This is a genomic window from Klenkia terrae, from assembly GCF_900491935.1.
Classification (GTDB): domain Bacteria; phylum Actinomycetota; class Actinomycetes; order Mycobacteriales; family Geodermatophilaceae; genus Klenkia; species Klenkia terrae.
Genome location: NZ_UEXK01000004.1, coordinates 2,039,967 through 2,055,563, shown reverse-complemented (window position 1 = coordinate 2,055,563; position 15,597 = coordinate 2,039,967). Strand labels below are relative to the sequence as shown.

Annotated in this window: 13 protein-coding genes; 4 read left to right on the top strand and 9 right to left on the bottom strand. The window is 71.2% G+C overall.

Going from position 1 to position 15,597, the window contains the following annotated elements; translation table 11 throughout:
- Positions 1-26 precede the first annotated feature (26 nt).
- Positions 27-329 carry a hypothetical protein gene (locus LFA75_RS10540; RefSeq protein WP_225233593.1) on the bottom strand — a complete coding sequence of 101 codons (303 nt, stop codon included), beginning with the start codon at positions 327-329 and terminating at the stop codon, positions 27-29.
- Positions 330-454: 125 nt separating this feature from the next.
- On the opposite strand from LFA75_RS10540, the gene LFA75_RS10535 reads away from it, so the two are divergent.
- On the top strand, positions 455-2,152 hold the full coding sequence (locus LFA75_RS10535; protein WP_263639373.1) for an aldehyde dehydrogenase family protein: 1,698 nt from the start codon (positions 455-457) through the stop codon (positions 2,150-2,152).
- On the opposite strand, the gene xylB is transcribed toward LFA75_RS10535, so the two are convergent.
- On the bottom strand, positions 2,119-3,504 hold the full coding sequence (gene xylB / locus LFA75_RS10530) for a xylulokinase (protein WP_225233592.1): 1,386 nt from the start codon (positions 3,502-3,504) through the stop codon (positions 2,119-2,121). The genes LFA75_RS10535 and xylB overlap by 34 nt on opposite strands.
- 86 nt (positions 3,505-3,590) lie before the next feature.
- On the opposite strand from xylB, the gene LFA75_RS10525 reads away from it, so the two are divergent.
- The 3 genes from LFA75_RS10525 (at position 3,591) to LFA75_RS10515 (ending at position 6,175) form a co-directional block, all read left to right on the top strand.
- Positions 3,591-4,769, top strand: a complete 1,179-nt coding sequence (locus LFA75_RS10525) for an ROK family transcriptional regulator (RefSeq protein WP_225233591.1) — start codon at positions 3,591-3,593, stop codon at positions 4,767-4,769.
- On the top strand, positions 4,766-5,911 hold the full coding sequence (gene xylA, locus LFA75_RS10520; protein ID WP_225233590.1) for a xylose isomerase: 1,146 nt from the start codon (positions 4,766-4,768) through the stop codon (positions 5,909-5,911). Before LFA75_RS10525 ends, xylA begins: the two co-directional genes overlap by 4 nt.
- 63 nt (positions 5,912-5,974) lie before the next feature.
- Entirely contained in the window at positions 5,975-6,175 is a 201-nt protein-coding gene (locus LFA75_RS10515; RefSeq protein ID WP_225233589.1) for a hypothetical protein, read from the top strand.
- A 103-nt stretch (positions 6,176-6,278) separates the two neighbouring features.
- Here the strand turns inward: LFA75_RS10515 and LFA75_RS10510 are convergent, their stop codons facing one another.
- The 7 genes from LFA75_RS10510 to LFA75_RS10480 form a co-directional block, all read right to left on the bottom strand.
- Positions 6,279-7,763, bottom strand: a complete 1,485-nt coding sequence (locus LFA75_RS10510; protein ID WP_225233588.1) for a class I SAM-dependent DNA methyltransferase — start codon at positions 7,761-7,763, stop codon at positions 6,279-6,281.
- On the bottom strand, positions 7,760-8,965 hold the full coding sequence (locus tag LFA75_RS10505) for a Fic family protein (protein ID WP_225233587.1): 1,206 nt from the start codon (positions 8,963-8,965) through the stop codon (positions 7,760-7,762). The genes LFA75_RS10510 and LFA75_RS10505 overlap by 4 nt, the downstream gene beginning before the upstream one ends.
- A gap of 289 nt (positions 8,966-9,254) precedes the next feature.
- Complete coding sequence (locus LFA75_RS10500) at positions 9,255-10,421, bottom strand: restriction endonuclease subunit S domain-containing protein (protein WP_225233586.1); 1,167 nt, start codon at positions 10,419-10,421, stop codon at positions 9,255-9,257.
- A gap of 113 nt (positions 10,422-10,534) precedes the next feature.
- Positions 10,535-13,279, bottom strand: coding sequence for a type I restriction endonuclease subunit R (locus LFA75_RS10495; RefSeq protein ID WP_225233585.1), 2,745 nt, complete (start codon positions 13,277-13,279; stop codon positions 10,535-10,537).
- 45 nt (positions 13,280-13,324) lie between these two features.
- Positions 13,325-14,536 carry an acyl-CoA dehydrogenase family protein gene (locus LFA75_RS10490; RefSeq protein WP_225233584.1) on the bottom strand — a complete coding sequence of 404 codons (1,212 nt, stop codon included), beginning with the start codon at positions 14,534-14,536 and terminating at the stop codon, positions 13,325-13,327.
- Between the two features lie 42 nt (positions 14,537-14,578).
- On the bottom strand, positions 14,579-15,037 hold the full coding sequence (locus LFA75_RS10485; protein ID WP_225233583.1) for a DUF4383 domain-containing protein: 459 nt from the start codon (positions 15,035-15,037) through the stop codon (positions 14,579-14,581).
- 83 nt (positions 15,038-15,120) lie between these two features.
- Positions 15,121-15,468, bottom strand: coding sequence for a RecQ family zinc-binding domain-containing protein (locus LFA75_RS10480; protein ID WP_225236045.1), 348 nt, complete (start codon positions 15,466-15,468; stop codon positions 15,121-15,123).
- Positions 15,469-15,597: the final 129 nt, after the last annotated feature.

Here is a 15,597-nt window from a genome sequence, read left to right as displayed (position 1 = left end):
GTGCCGGCCCTGGGTCGGCCCGGGGGTCAGGCGGAGATCGGCTCGCCGGCGTTGATCGCGCGCACCATCTCGGCGACGGCGGGGTCGCCGATGACCTGGCCGTAGGAGATGACCGGTCGGTCGCCGGCGGTCTCGCGGACCCGGGCGGCGAGCTTGTCGTGGGTGAGGACGACGTCGGCGTCGGCCGGGATGGCGTCCAGCGGGCTGTGCTCGACCACGACCCCACCCAGGCTCTTGCGCAGCTGGACGCTCATCAGCACGCTGCTGGCCATGCCTGCGTCGCAGGCGATGACGAGCTTGCGGACGGCGGTTCCCTCGATGGTGGCCATGGGGGTGCAGAACTCCTCGCTGGGTGGATGAAGGTTCATTCTCCCCCGCATCGGCAGGTGTGACCGTCTTCTCAACGGTGATCGCCATCACCCACAGGACACGCGGCGGCTGGCAGAGTGCGGACATGACGACGACGTCGCTCCACGTGAAACCCGGGACCGAGTGGGCCGCGGTCCTCGGCCGTTCCTCCGGACGGGCCCCGGACGCGTTCGGCACCGACCGGCTGCACAACCTGGTGGACGGCACCTGGCGGCCGATCGGGGACCCGGAGACGCTGGTGTCCCCGGTGGACGGGTCCAAGCTCACCGGGCTGCCCAAGGTGTCCGCCGGGGAGGCCCAGCACGCCGTGCTGGCCTCGGCCGCCGCGCACCGGGACTGGGCCACGACCCCGGTGGCCGAGCGCAAGGCCCGGGTGACCGCAGCGGTCGACGCGCTGGCCGACGCCCGGGACGACCTGGCGCTGCTGCTGGCCTGGGAGATCGGCAAGCCGTGGAAGCTGGCCTGCGCCGATGTCGACCGGGCCCTGGACGGCGTCCGCTGGTACGTCGACGAGATCGACTCGATGCTCGGCGACCGGACCCCGCTGGACGGGCCGGTGTCCAACATCGCCAGCTGGAACTACCCGATGTCGGTGCTGGTGCACAGCGAGCTGGTGCAGCTGCTGGCCGGCAACGCCGTCATCGCCAAGACCCCGTCCCAGGGCGGGGCGACCTGCCTGACCCTCGCCCACGCCCTGATGGCGAGGGAGGGCCTGCCGGTGACGCTGCTGTCCGGCGGCGGGGCGGAGCTGTCCAGCGTGCTGGTGCGCTCGCCGGAGATCGGTGCGCTGGCGTTCGTGGGCGGCCGGTCCAACGGCGGCAAGGTCGCCGCGGGGCTGCTGGACACCGGCAAGCGGCACATGCTCGAGCAGGAGGGGCTCAACGCCTGGGGCATCTGGGAGTTCTCCGACTGGGACGGCCTGGCCGCGCACCTGAAGAAGGGCTTCGAGTACGGCAAGCAGCGCTGCACCGCCTACCCCCGCTACGTCGTGCAGCGGGAGTTGGTCGACCAGTTCCTGGCCACCTACCTGCCGGTGGTGCAGTCGCTGCGGTTCGGGCACCCGCTGGCCGTGGAGAACGACGGCGACGAGCTGCCCACCCTGGACTTCGGTCCGGTGATCAGCGCCGGCAAGGCCGCCGAGCTGCGCGACCGGGTGTCCGACGCCATGCACCGCGGCGCCGTCCCGCTGTGGCGCGGGGACCTGGCCGACGGCCGGTTCATCGCCGGCCAGGACACCTCGGCCTACGTCGCCCCCGCGGCGCTGCTGTCCCCGGGCGGGGCCTCGGCGCTGATGCACTCCGAGCCCTTCGGCCCGGTGGACACCATCGTGGTGGTGGACAGCGAGGCCGAGCTGCTGGCCCAGATGAACGCCTCCAACGGGGCGCTGGTCGCCTCGATCGCCTGCGACGACGAGGAACAAGGCGCACCGGCTGGCTCGGGAGGTGCAGGCCTTCAAGGTCGGCATCAACAAGCCCCGCTCCCGTGGCGACCGCGCCGAGCCCTTCGGTGGCCGGGGCGCCTCCTGGCTGGGCTGCTTCGTCGGCGGCGAGCTCCTGGTGCAGGCCGTCACCCAGGGCCCGGCGAACGAGCTGCTCTACGGCAACTTCCCGGAGCACTCCCGCTACCCCGCGGCGATCTAGCGCCCCCCGCGTGGATCGGCTCAGCTGATCGGACTCCGTCCTGGCTCACCGGCGCCGGTGAGCCAGGACGGACCCCGGTGAACCCAGCTGATCCACGCCCGGGGAGCGGTCAGCGGTCGGTGCGGTCGCGGCCCTCGGCGTAGCGCTCGCGGACGGCGGGGGTGGGGTCGGCCTCGACGGTGCGCGTCTCCGCGCCGACCCAGCCGGGCAGCTCGCCGGTCAGCACCCACGCCGCCTGGCGGGCCGCGCCGTCGGCGACGGCCTCCCCGGGCGCGGGGACGGCGACCGGCCGGCCGAACACCGCCGGCGCGATCTCCTGCACCGCCCGCGACCGAGCCCCGCCGCCGACCAGCAGCACCCGGTCCACCGTCGCGCCCTGGGCGACCAGCGCGTCGATGCCGTCGGCCAGCCCGCACAGCAGGCCCTCGACCGCGGCCCGCGCCCAGTGCGCCGGGGTGGAGGTGCGCAGTGTCAGGCCGTGCACCGACCCGGTGGCGTGCGGCAGGTCCGGCGTCCGCTCGCCCTCCAGGTAGGGAACGAGGCCGAGGCCGTCGGCACCGGCCGGGGCGGACAGCGCGAGGTCGGCCAGCTCGTCGAGGGAGACCCGCAGCATCGCGGCCGCGGCGTCGAGCACCCGGGCGGCGTTGAGCGTGCAGACCAGCGGCAGGGGCGCGCCGGTCGCGTCGGCGAACCCGGCCACCGTGCCGGTCGGGTCGGCGGCCGGGACGGCGGACACCGCGGTCACCACGCCGGACGTGCCGATCGAGACGACGACGTCGCCGGGCCCGGCGCCCAGGCCCAGGGCGGCCGCGGCGTTGTCGCCGGCGCCGGGGCCGAGGGCCACCGAGCCGTGCTGGCCGACCCGCTCGTCGGGCCGGGCAACCCGCGGCACCCGGGGGCTGCGGCCGCGCAGGGCCAGCTCCACCAGGTCCTGCCGGTACTCCCCGGTGCGGGCCGACCAGTAGGCGGTGCCGCTGGCGTCGGACCGGTCCGTCACCAGCGAGTCCAGCCCGGCCGCGCCGGACAACCGCCAGGTCAGCCAGTCGTGCGGCAGGCACACCGCCGCCGTGCGGTCGGCGTTGGCGGGCTCGGCATCGGCCAGCCAGCGCAGCTTGGACCCGGTGAAGGAGGCCACCGGGACGACGCCCACGGCGTCCGCCCAGGCCTGGCCCCCGCCGAGCTCGGTCACCAGGTCGGCCGCGGCGTCGGCGGAGCGGGTGTCGTTCCACAGCAGCGCCGGGCGGACCACGTCGCCGGCGTCGTCCAGGCAGACCATGCCGTGCTGCTGGCCGCCCACCGACAGCGCGCTCACGTCGTGCAGCCCACCGGCCTCGGCGAGCGCGTCGGCCAGCGCCGCCTCCCAGGCCCGCGGGTCGACCTCCGTGCCCACGGGGTGCGCCGCGCGACCCTGCCGCACCAGCTCGCCCGTCCCGGCGTCCCGGACCACGACCTTGCAGGCCTGGGTCGAGCTGTCCACACCGGCGACGAGCGGCACGGGGACCTCCTGGGTTGACGGTCGAGCGTGACGCAGACAATAGTGCAACGACCGAACGAATAGCCAGGACGACGGGAGGGGCAGCGGTGCAGACCCAGGCCCAGGTGCGCAGCGCCAACCTGGCCGCCGTCCTCGGCCACCTCCGGGACGACGGCCCCCGCAGCCGTGCCCGGCTGGCCACCGACACGGGGCTGACCAAGGCCACCGTGTCCAGCCTGGTCGGCGAGCTGGTCGACCGCGGGCTGGTGGCCGAGGGCGAGCTGCACCGGCCCGGGTCGGTCGGGCGGCCCGGCACGCTGGTCGAGCTGGACGGCCGGGGCGTCTGCGGGATCGGCGTCGAGGTCAACGTCGACTACCTGGCCGTGCTCGTGCTCGACCTGGCCGGCGCCGTCCGCTGGCAGGACCGGCTCGCGGTGGACACCGCGGCCCTGCCGCCGGCCCAGGTGCTCGCCCGGGCCTCGGCGATGATCTGGCAGGCCCGCACCGAGCACCCCGCCGTCGGGGTCACCGTCGCGTTCCCCGGCGGGGTGCAGGGCAGCGTCGTCCGGACCGCGCCCAACCTGCCCCGCTGGGTCGGGGTGGACGTCGCGGCCGGGCTGGCCGGCCAGCGGCTGCCGGTGACCGTGGCCAACGACGCCGACCTGTCCGCGCTGGCCGAGTGGTCGGCCGGGCCGCACGCGCACGTCGCCGACCTGGTCTACCTGACCGGCGAGATCGGCGTCGGCGGCGGCGTGGTCACCGGCGGCCGGCTGCTGCGCGGCAGCACCGGGCTGGGCGGGGAGATCGGCCACCTGGCGCTCACCCCCGGCGACGAGCCGTGCGGCTGCGGGCGCCGGGGGTGCTGGGAGACCGTCGTCGGCCTGGCCGCCCTGCTGCGCGCGGCCGCCGACCCCGGTGACCCGCTGCGCGACCCCGGCCGGGACCTCGAGGACCGGCTCGCCGAGGTCCGCGCCCGTGCCCGCGCCGGCGACGCCCGCACGCTGGCCGCCCTCGCCGACATCGGCACCGGGCTGGGCGTGGGTTCCGCCGTCCTGGTGTCGCTGTTCGACCCCGCCGTCGTCGTCCTCGGCGGGTACTTCGCCGTGGTCGGCGAGTTCCTGCTCGACCCCCTGCGCGCGGCGCTCGCCGCCCGGGTCGAGGACGCCGACCGGGTGGTCCTGTCCACCCTCGGCTTCACCGCAGCCGTCCGGGGTGGCGCGCACGTCGCGCTGCAGCCGGTGTTCTCCGATCCCACGACCGTCCCGCTGATGGAGGCCTACGCATGACCCGCACCCCCACTCCCGCCGACCGTTTCTCCTTCGGGCTCTGGACCGTCGGCTGGCAGGGCGTCGACGTGTTCGGCGGCGCCGTCCGGCCGCCCATGGACCCGGTCGAGGCCGTGCACAAGCTCGCCGAGATGGGTGCCGCCGCGGTCACGTTCCACGACGACGACCTGGTGCCCGACGACGCCACCCGCGACGCCGTCCTCGAGCGGTTCCGCACCGCGCTGACCGAGACCGGCATGGGCGTGGAGATGGCCACCACCAACCTGTTCGGCCACGCCGTGTTCAAGGACGGCGCGTTCACCGCCAACGACCGCGACGTGCGCCGGTACGCCCTGGCCAAGGCCGCCCGCAACATCGACCTGGCCGCCGAGCTGGGCGCCACCACCTACGTCTTCTGGGGCGGTCGCGAGGGTGCCGAGTCCGGTGCCGCCAAGGACATCGCGGCGGCGCTCGAGCGCTACAAGGAGGGCATGGACACCCTCTGCGAGTACGTCCGCGAGCAGGGCTACGACATGCGCTTCGCCATCGAGCCCAAGCCGAACGAGCCCCGCGGGGACATCCTGCTGCCGACCATCGGCCACGCGATCGCGCTGATCAACGAGCTCGAGCACCCCGAGATGGTCGGGCTGAACCCGGAGGTCGGGCACGAGGAGATGGCCGGGCTGAACTTCGCCGCCGGCATCACCCAGGCGATGTGGCACGGCAAGTTGTTCCACGTGGACCTCAACGGCCAGCACGGTCCCCGCTACGACCAGGACCTGCGCTTCGGCGCCGGCAACCTGCGCGGGGCGTTCTGGACCGTCGACGCGCTGGAGCAGGGCGGCTACGACGGCTACCTGCACTTCGACTTCAAGCCCCCGCGCACCGAGGACTTCGACGGCGTGTGGGAGTCCGCCCGCGGCTGCATGGCCAACTACCTGGCGCTGAAGGAGAAGGCCGCCGCGTTCCGGGCCGACCCCGACGTGCAGCAGGCGCTGCTGGACTCCCGCGTCGCCGAGCTGTCGCAGTCCACGCTGGCCGCGGGGGAGACCCTGGCCGACGTCCGGGCCGAGTCGTTCGACATCGAGGCCATGGCCGCCCGCGGGATGGCCTTCGAGCGGCTGGACCAGCTCGCCATGGACCACCTGCTCGGCGTCCGCTGATCCACCCCTGATGGAGTCGCAGCGCATCGTTCCCCGAGCGCTGCGACTCCATAGGGTGGGGGCATGAGTGAGCCCCGCACCCGCAACGCCCGCCGCGAACGCCTGGTGGGGCTGCTCCTGCTGGGCATCGCGGTCGTGCTGCTGCTGTCCTCCCCGACTTGGTTCTCCCGCGACGAGTCCGCGGTCGCGTTCGCCCAGATCGTGGTGGCCCTGGTGCTCGCCGGGATCGGCGGCTTCCTGGTGAAGCGCGCCCAGACCCCCTGATGCTCGGCGTGGATCAGCTGGGACGACGAATGTGCATCCTCAGCCACTGACGTCGGTGGCTGAAGATGCACGCTGCTCGTCGCACCTGATCCACGCAGCGCAGTCAGGCTCTGTCCTCCAGTGCGAGGGCGACGGCCTCGAACTCGGCGAGGGCGGCGGCCAGGTCGTCGACGATCTCGCGGGCGATGACCTCCGGCGCGGGCAGGTCGTCCACGTCATCCAGCGAGGCGTCGCGCAACCAGGTGATGTCGAGGTTGGCCTTGTCCCGGGCCATGAGCTCGTCATAGCCGAACGAGTGAAAGCGCTCGCTCTCCACCCGCTCGCTGCGTGGCCGCCCGGGTGCGTACGAGGCGACGAAGTCGTCGAGGTGATGGCGGCGCAGCGGGTTCTGCTTCAGCGTGAAGTGCTGGTTGGTGCGCAGGTCGTAGACCCAGAGTCGCTCTGTCCACGGGTGGTCGGCAGCCGGGCGCTTGTCGAAGAACAGCACGTTGGCCTTGACGCCCTGGGCGTAGAAGATGCCGGTTGGCAGCCGGAGCATCGTGTGCAGCTCGTAGTCGCGCAGCAGCTTGCGGCGGATCGTCTCGCCTGCCCCGCCCTCGAAGAGCACGTTGTCAGGCAGGACGACGGCCGCGCGGCCGTACATCGCCAGGATCGTCGCAATGTGCTGCACGAAGTTGAGCTGCTTGTTGGCGGTGGTGACGACGAAGTCGGGCCGCTCAATCTCGCGGTCCTCGCGAGCTTCCCGGCCGTCGGCCCCGACCATGGTGATCGAGGACTTCCGCCCGAACGGCGGGTTGGACAGCACGACCGAATAGCGCTGGCCGGTGTCGGCGAGCAGCGAGTCCTTGACCTCGATGAGGCTGTCGCCGGTTGGGGCGCCGATGCCGTGCAGGATCAGGTTCATCGCCGCCAGTCGGGCGGTCCCGTCGACCAGCTCGGTCCCGTGCGCGAACCGGTCACGCAGGTGGGTGCGCTGGGTGGGGGTGAGGTCTGCGGCGTGCCGTGAGGCGTGCTCGTGGGCGACGAGGAGGAACCCGCCAGTGCCGGCGGCCGGGTCGACGACGGTGTCGTCGGGGGTGGGCCGGACGACGTCAACCATCGCCTCGATCAGCGGACGGGGTGTGAAGTACTGGCCGGCACCCGACTTGATGTCCTCGGCGCCCTTGGCCAGCAGCGACTCGTAGGCGTCGCCCTTGACGTCGGTGCCCGAGGCGGACCAGTTCTCGCGGTCGATGAGGTCGACGACGAGACGCTTGAGCTTCGCCGGGTCCTGAATACGGTTCTGCGCCTTGCGGAAGACGACACCGAGAACGCCGGGCTGCTTGGCCAGGGTCTCCAGGATGTGCCGGTAGGTGGTCTCCAGCTCGTCGCCGTCGGCGTCGAGCAGCCGCTGCCAGGAGCACTGCGCCGGGACGATCCGCTCCGGTGCCAGCGGCCGGGTCTCCCGCTCGTGTGCCATCTTGAGGAACAGCAGGTAGGTCAGCTGCTCGGTGTACTCGATGGTGGAGACACCGTCGTCGCGCAGGACGTTGCAGTAGCTCCACAGCTTGTCGATCAGCCTGCGCGCGTCGACCGTCGGTTGCGTCATCCTGCTCCCCCCTCGTGCGGCTCGGCGGTCACCGTACGGGCCGTCTGGACAGGGACGCGGGGGATCTGGTCCATCAGGCCCGGAAACGGGTCGTCCACGGGTCGGCGGGCGGGGCGGGTGGGGGCACGCAGCTCCCGGAGCTCGTCGCCGGCCACGTAGTAGCGGCCGCGGGTCTGGCCGACGGCGTCGAGCAGGCCGCGGTCGGTGAGCTGGGCCAGGTCGCGGGTGGCGGTGCGCTTCTCCAGGTTGGTGTGCTTGATGTAGGTGCTGCGCTGCACGCGCAGGCCGAGGAATGCCTCGAACAGCAGGTTGGCGACACGGTCGGGGAGCTTGTGTAGGGCCGTGAGCTCGTCGAGCGCGACCCAGGTGCGTTCGGCCTCGTCGAAGCGCCGCCGCAGGGTCTGCGCCTGCATATGGTGGGCGCGCACATTGAACTTCACCCACAGGTGGGCGTCGTTCTCCGGGTGCCACGAGCCCTGCCCGGTGGCAGCCAGCACCCGGTAGTAGTCGGTGGTGTTGGCTCCGAGCCATTCCTCGATGCTGGAGAAGACCGGCTCGATGACGTCGTCCTGGGCGAGCGTCATCGTCTGGAGTGCCCGGGCCATCCGACCGTTGCCGTCCCGGAAGGGATGGATCATCACCAGGTTCAAGTGGGCGAGGGCTCCGCGGACCAGTGGATCGGCGTCCCGGTACCGTTCGAGGCTCTCGACGAGCGATGCCATAAGTGCTGGGACGTCGTCGCTGTCGGGCCCCTCATACACGGTCACGTCTCGGATGTCGTCACGCACGTAGATGGCGCGCTGACGGTACTGCCCCGGCCCCTTCCTCAGATCGTGCTCGAGCAGCATGAAGTGCAGGGCCTTGAGGGTGGCTTCGTCGATGAGGAAACCGGGCAGGGTGGCGACGTTCAGTACGTAGGTGAGGACGCGGCGGTAGCCGAGGATTTCGGCCCAGGTCTTCTGGTCGGCGGTGAGCGGCGCCTCGTCCTCGACCGCGGCTGCAGCGTCCTGCGTGCTGACGGAGTAGCCCTCGATGCTGTTGGACCCCTGGATGGCGCGTGCCTGGCTGGTCTTGCGCAGCCCGCCCTGCCACCTCCTAGGTGCCCGGAGCACCGAGGCCAGGTCGGCGCGCATCTGGTGCACACCGGCGATGGCGGCGTGGTCGTCGAGATCGAGGTCTGGCACGGCGAAGAGGCGAGGCATGTCCCTATGTCCTTATCCAAGAGACATCAGGCTACCGGAACACCCTCGCATGTCTCTAACAAAGGGACATTGGGACCTGGGCGGGCGCCTCTGCCAAGAGTTGCTCGGCTTCTGGCGCAGGTGAGCTGCACCACTGCAGTTCGTGCAGCGCTTCGGCGGTGTGGCGGCGTTCGTGCTCCACGGCGTCGAACCAGGGTTGGTCAAGGTCTTCAGACTTTGTGCCCCGCTCGCAGACGAGTCGCTCGATGTCGCGCGGTTGCCTGAACTCCTCGTCTCCCGTCGAACGGGGTCACCTCGCAACCCCTGCCCCGTGCGGTTCGGGTGGCGCGACGAAACCGGCCAGGTCGACGTCGCTGGACTGCCCGGGGAGCCGGCCGGTGAACGCAGCTTCCAGTAACCCCCGTCGCAGAGCCGAGGATCGCCGGCGAGCCAGATGGAGCGCTTCGTGGACGCGGTTGCGGGCGGCTATGGCCTCGGACATATCGGCCACCACGCGGTGTTGACCGGGAAGGTCAGGAAGGTCCAACCGAATGCCACGAACGTGCTGTTGATTGATCTTGTAGATTCCGGCCGTGGTGCGAGCCTGAGCCTCGATCTGTCGTCGAACCCGGGGCGCGTTCCACACCAGCCGCAGGAACTCGGGGTGGAGACGGGTGACATCAGGTCTGATCCGGATCATGGTGTCGGGGAACGCAACCTCTTCGGGAACCGCGTCCACGAGCGCACCGCGGCCGACCAAGCGAAGGGTTCCGTTTCCCCGGGCCACCAAGAAGTCGCCCTTCTCGACGAGGAAGGGCCTGGCTTCGTCCACCGACCAGTCACCGCCCTTGCTGTGGGTGGTGTCCACAGTGCTGGACCGAATGGCGGTGAGGCGCAGCACGGGGAATCCATCCTGACGCGTAGGCACGGATCGGCCGTTGGTGAGTGGAACCTCGAGCAGGTCAGCAAGCCCTAGGTCGCGGACCGTACCTGCCTGCTCCATGAGCGCGGAAAGCTGTGCGGTCTCAAGCCTGCTGAGCCGGTCCAGAGAAGCGGACAAGTAGGAGTCGGCAGCGTCGAGGCGGGAGAAGTGGTCTTCAAGAAGCTCCACGATCCGCCGCTGCTCCGAGTCGGGGCAGTCAGGAAGCTGGACCGCGAGAAGGCCAGCCTGCGAGATGTTCCTCATCGAGTCTGATGTGCCCGTCGCCCGTGCCTCGATCTGGCGGCGGGCCGAGGGTGCCATCAGCATGTACCGCAACCAAGCGGGGTTTGTGCCCGGGACAGCAGAGAGCCGCATGCTTTTGTCGCTCAGCAAGAGCCTTGGCCTGGTGGCGCCGACAACGACGGGGGCTCCGACATACTCAGAAGTGTTTGCCCGACTCACCAGCAAGTCTCCGGTTTTGATCTCAAACCTGGGGTTGACCAAGTAGGCGGGAACCGCCTTGTTCTCGTCGGGTCGAAACCGACCCCAGGTCATCGCGCTGACCTTGATGACGCCCCAGCCGTCCGGGTCGGCCGGTGGCGCCGGCGGACCGAACGATCGACCCGCCTCCACGGATCGGACGTATCGGCTGAGGGGAACCAGAGCCGTCACGCGGTGAGCTCACGATTCATAGAGCCCAGCAGCTCGCCGGCGCGGATACCCAGGTCACGCACGGCACCGTCGACCCCGCCGTGCTCGGTGAAGGGCACGTTCTCCAGGTCCGCCGCGGAGATGCCCGCCGAGGAGGCGACGACCTCGGCCATCCGGTCCAGCCACCACCGCTGTCGCTCGTCGAACACTGCCCCCGCCTGTTCCTGCTGCGCCAACCATGCCTGGTACCGCTCGGCCACCCGCGCTGCGTAGGGCGTCAGCTCGTCGTCGGTCCCCAGCGCGAAGCGCACCAGGGACACCAAGTCCGTGACGGTACGGCGATCGGTGTGCTGCACCCGGCCGACCTCCACCGCCTCGTAGGCCTGCCAGATGAGATCAGCCGTCCAGTTGTGCGGGGGTCGCTTGATCCGGTCGGCCAACTCGGCCAGCTCGGCGTAGGACACCCGCTGTCCGGCCTCCCGAGACTCGAACAGCAGCTGCAGTGCAGTGATCTCGCTCCGGTGCTCGTCGAGGTAGGCCCGCCACGACGCCACCACCGACTGCGCTTGCTCGGTGTCGACGACCCCGTGCGCATCCAGCAGGACGTCGACGCTGACCTCGTCGATCACCTGGTCGTGGGTCCGTCGCAGCTCGACGATCCGGGCGCGCAGCTCCGGCCTGGCAGCCAGACCCTCGACGGCATCGTCCAGCAGTTGTCGCACCGCTCCCTCCGGGTCGGCCGGGTCGGCCTCCCGGGCGCGCGCCTGCTCGTCCGGGTCCACCGCCGCCACCAGCCCGCGGACGACGGTACGCAGCGACCCGCCGGCCAGCTCGTCGAGCTCGACCCGCTCCGCTGGCGTCAGGTCGAACTCCAGCTTCGCCAGCCTCGAGGCCAGCGTCGCCGTCTCGTCCTCGGTCAGCTCGTAGGCCGCCGCCTTCGCCAGCAGGCGCTCCAGCGAGACCGACTTCGTCCGCTCGAGCGGGGTCGCATCCATCTGCGGATGCTCGGTGACACCGACCGCGTCGACCAAAACGAACCGGTCCTTCCGCTCGGCGTCCGGCGTCACGAGCTGGAAGTCCGTCGGTGCGATGGTGCGGGAACCGCGACCCTTCATCTGCTCGAAGTAGGCCGCCGACTTCACGTCACGCATGAAGAAGACGCACTCCAACGGTCGTACGTCAGTGCCGGTGGCGATCATGTCCACCGTGACCGCGACGCGGAGGGTGGACGATGTCCGAAACTTCTTCAGGTCACCCTTGGGGTCCTGCCCGGCGTAGGTGATCTTGGCGGCGAAGTCGTCGCCAGCGCCGAAGACCTCCCGCACCGTACGCACGACCTCCTCGGCGTGGTTGTCGTCCTTGCAGAAGATCAGCGTCTTCGGCACGGTCGACCGGCCCGGGAAGATCTCCGTGTACAGGCGGTCGCGGAAGGTCTCGAGCACCAGCCGGATCTGCGCCTTCGACGTCACCGCACGATCGAGCTGGGTGGACGAGTAGGTCACCTCGTCGTCCAGCGTCTCGTAACGCTGCACCCGGGTGCGGCGGTCGATCTTCGGGACGACGGTGCCCGCGTCGATGGTCGACCCGTTCTCGGAGATCTCCGTGCGGATCCGGTAGACGTCGAAGTCGACGTTCACGTTGTCGGCCACCGATTGCGGATAGGTGTACTCCGAGACCAGGTTCTGCCGGAAGAAGCCGAAGGTCTGCTTCACGGGGGTCGCGGTCAGCCCGACCAGGTGGGCGTCGAAGTACTCCAGCACCCCGCGCCACACCCCGTAGATCGACCGGTGCGCCTCGTCCACGATCACCAGGTCGAAGGCCTCCGGGGGGAGGGCGGCGCTGTAGGCCACGGTGACCGGCTGGTCGGGCACGTAGCCGTCCAGCTGGGGGTCGTCGTCCGCGGTGACCTGCTCGCCTCGCAGTGCCGCGTACACGCGCTGGATCGTGGAGATGACCACCGACGACGAACCGACCATGCCCGCCCCGGTGAGCAGGTCGACGTTGTGCACCTCGGTGAACCGGCGCCCGTCGTCCGGGATGGCGTAGTTCTGGAACTCCCCGAGCGCCTGCGTGGCCAGGTTGTTGCGGTCCACCAGGAACAGGATCCGCTTGAAGCCGCCGTACTTCAGCAACCGGTAGCAGCTGGTCACGGCCGTGTAGGTCTTGCCAGCACCGGTGGCCATCTGGATGAGCGATCGGTCGAACCGCTGCTCGACCAGAGACCGTTCGACACCGGCGATGGCCTCGATCTGCGCCGGCCGCAGTCCCGCTATCTCCAGCGGAGGGAGGGTGCGCACCAGGCCGCGCCAGGTCGCTCCGTCCCGGACGGTGCGGGCCAACGTCTCGGGGCGGGGGAAGGTGAACAACCGGCGCGACCGCGGTGCGGGGTCGTAGCCGTTGGTCATGAAGAGCTCGCTGCCCGAGGCCTCGAAGACGAAGGGCAGCCGATCGCCGAGCGTCACCGCCCGCAACCTGGTCTGCGCCGACAGGCCCGTCGCGTACTTCGCCGACTGCCACGCCACCCCGGCCAGCGTGGTCCCGGCCGGCTTCGCCTCGACGACGCCGACCGCGCGCTTGTCGAGGTAAAGGAGGTAGTCGGCGCGGCCGTGGCCGGCGGCCATGACCTTCTCCCGGACGGCGATCCCCTGGCCGGCCGACAGGTTCAGCGCGGCCTGGTCCTGCACGTACCACCCGGCTGCGGTCAGCTGCGCGTCGATGATCCGCCGAGCGCGCTGCTCGGCGTGCAGGTCGTCGTCCCCCATGGTGCTGCCGAACCTACCCAGCGTGACCGCCGTCCGCGAGACGCCTCACCCGGCGTAGGGGCGCTCGCGCGCCAGCTCCTCCTTGGCGACCGAGCGGATGTGGACGGCGTCGGGGCCGTCGACGATGCGCAGGGTGCGGGCGTGGGCCCAGAACTCGGCCAGCGGGGTGTCGTCGCTGACGCCGGCGCCGCCGTGCACCTGGATGGCGCGGTCGATGACGTCCAGGCAGACCTTGGGTGCGGCGACCTTGATCGCGGCGATCTCGGTGCGGGCGCCCTTGGCGCCGTACTTGTCGATCAGGTCGGCGGTCTTGAGCACCAGCAGCCGGGCCTGGTCGATCTCGATGCGGGACAGCGCGATCTGCTCGCGGACGGTGCCCTGCTCGGCCAGCGGTCGGCCGAAGGCCACCCGGTCCTGGGTGCGCCGGACCATGAGGCCCAGGGCGCGCTCGGCCATGCCGATGGCCCGCATGCAGTGGTGGATGCGGCCGGGGCCGAGGCGGGCCTGGGCGATCATGAAGCCGTCGCCCTCGCCGGCCAGCATGTTGGTCGCGGGCACCCGGACGTCGGTGAACCGCAGCTCGGAGTGGCCGTGCTGGTCCTGGTAGCCGAACACCGGCAGGTGCCGGACGATCTCCAGGCCCGGGGTGTCGCGGGGAACCAGGATCATCGACTGCTGGCGGTGCGCGGGGCCGTCGGGGTCGGTCTTGCCCATGACGATGAAGATCGCGCAGCGCTCGTCGGCCGAGCCGGTGATCCACCACTTGCGGCCGTTGATGACGTAGTCGTCGCCGTCGCGGGTGATCGAGGTGGAGATGTTGCGGGCGTCGGAGGAGGCGACGTCGGGCTCGGTCATCGCGAAGCCCGAGCGGATCTCCCCGGCCAGCAGCGGCTCCAGCCACTGCGACTTCTGCTCGGGGGTGCCGAACAGCATCAGGGTCTCCATGTTCCCGGTGTCCGGGGCCCCGCAGTTGATGACCTCGGGGGCGATGACCGGCGACCAGCCGGTGATCTCGGCGACCGAGGCGTACTCCAGGTTGGACAGCCCGGCCAGCTCGTGGTGGAACAGGTTCCACAGCCCGCGCGAGCGGGCCTCGGCCTTGAGCTCCTCGACCACCGGCGGCAGCCCGTGGTCGTCGCGCCCGCGCTCGTGCCGCCAGGCGTGGTAGACCGCCTCGGCGGGGAAGACCTGCTCCCGCATGAAGTCCCACATGCGGCCGGTGACGTCCTCGGCCTTGGCCGACAGCGCGAAGTCCATGCTGCCGACCGTAGCCGGGGTCACACCGGTCCGGCGGGCGGGTCAGGGCTCCGAGCGGTTCCCGGCTCGGACCTCCTTCACCGGGGACTCGTCGCGGCGCACCGGGCCGAGGGCCACCAGCAGACCGAGCAGGGTCGAGACGCCGTGCAGCCAGTTGTCGGCCGTGTTGATGCCCAGCGGGTCCCAGCTCTCGCCGACGGCGAACAGGCCGTAGACGAACGTCGCGCCGTAGCCGACGGCCAGCAGCCAGCCGTAGACCCGGGCCCGCGGCAGCGTGCTGGCCAGCGCCAGCCCGGCCAGGCCGATCACCAGGTGCACGGTGTTGTGGAACGGCGTGACCATGAAGCCCAGCAGGCTGTCCATGGCGTCCCAGTAGTCGGCGAAGCCGGTCTTCGCGAAGCCGGCGACGCCGACCGCGGTGTACACCGCGCCGATCGCGCCGGCGAGCAGCTGCGGCCAGGTCCAGCGGGAGGAGTGGGCGGCGGGGTCGATCGGGTTCATCGAGACCTCCTGTGGTCGTGCGGGTCGCCGCGGTCTCGACGTCCTCGTCGCCTACCCGTCGCCCCCGCCGGGCAACCAGGACCTCAGGCCGCCCGGGGCCGCAGCAGGTCGTGCTCCCGGACGGCGGCCAGCGCCAGCGTCCGGTAGCCGGCGGTCTCGAAGAGGACGACGACCCGGTCGCCCTCGGTCCGCATGACCACGCCCGGCCCCCACTCGGCGTGCTCCACGGCGGTGTCCACGGCGAACTCGCCGTCGGTCGCCTCGAGGGTGGTGGCGGTGCCGGCCGAGCAGGTGTCGCAGTTGTCGCAGGGCTCGGTCAGCTCCTCGCCGAAGTAGCCCAGCAGGTACTGGCGGCGGCAGCCGGTGGTGTCGGCCAGCCCGCGCACCATCTCCACCCGGCTGGCGTCGACCCGCTGCCGGTGCTCGGCCAGCTCGCGGGCGGCCGCCGCCGCGCGCCCCGGCGCCCCTGTCCCCTATACACATCCGTCGCCGCCGACGACATTCCCTTTGCTTCCCCTCCGTTTCTTCGTATTCCCTTCCATTCCTCCCATGATCCTCCC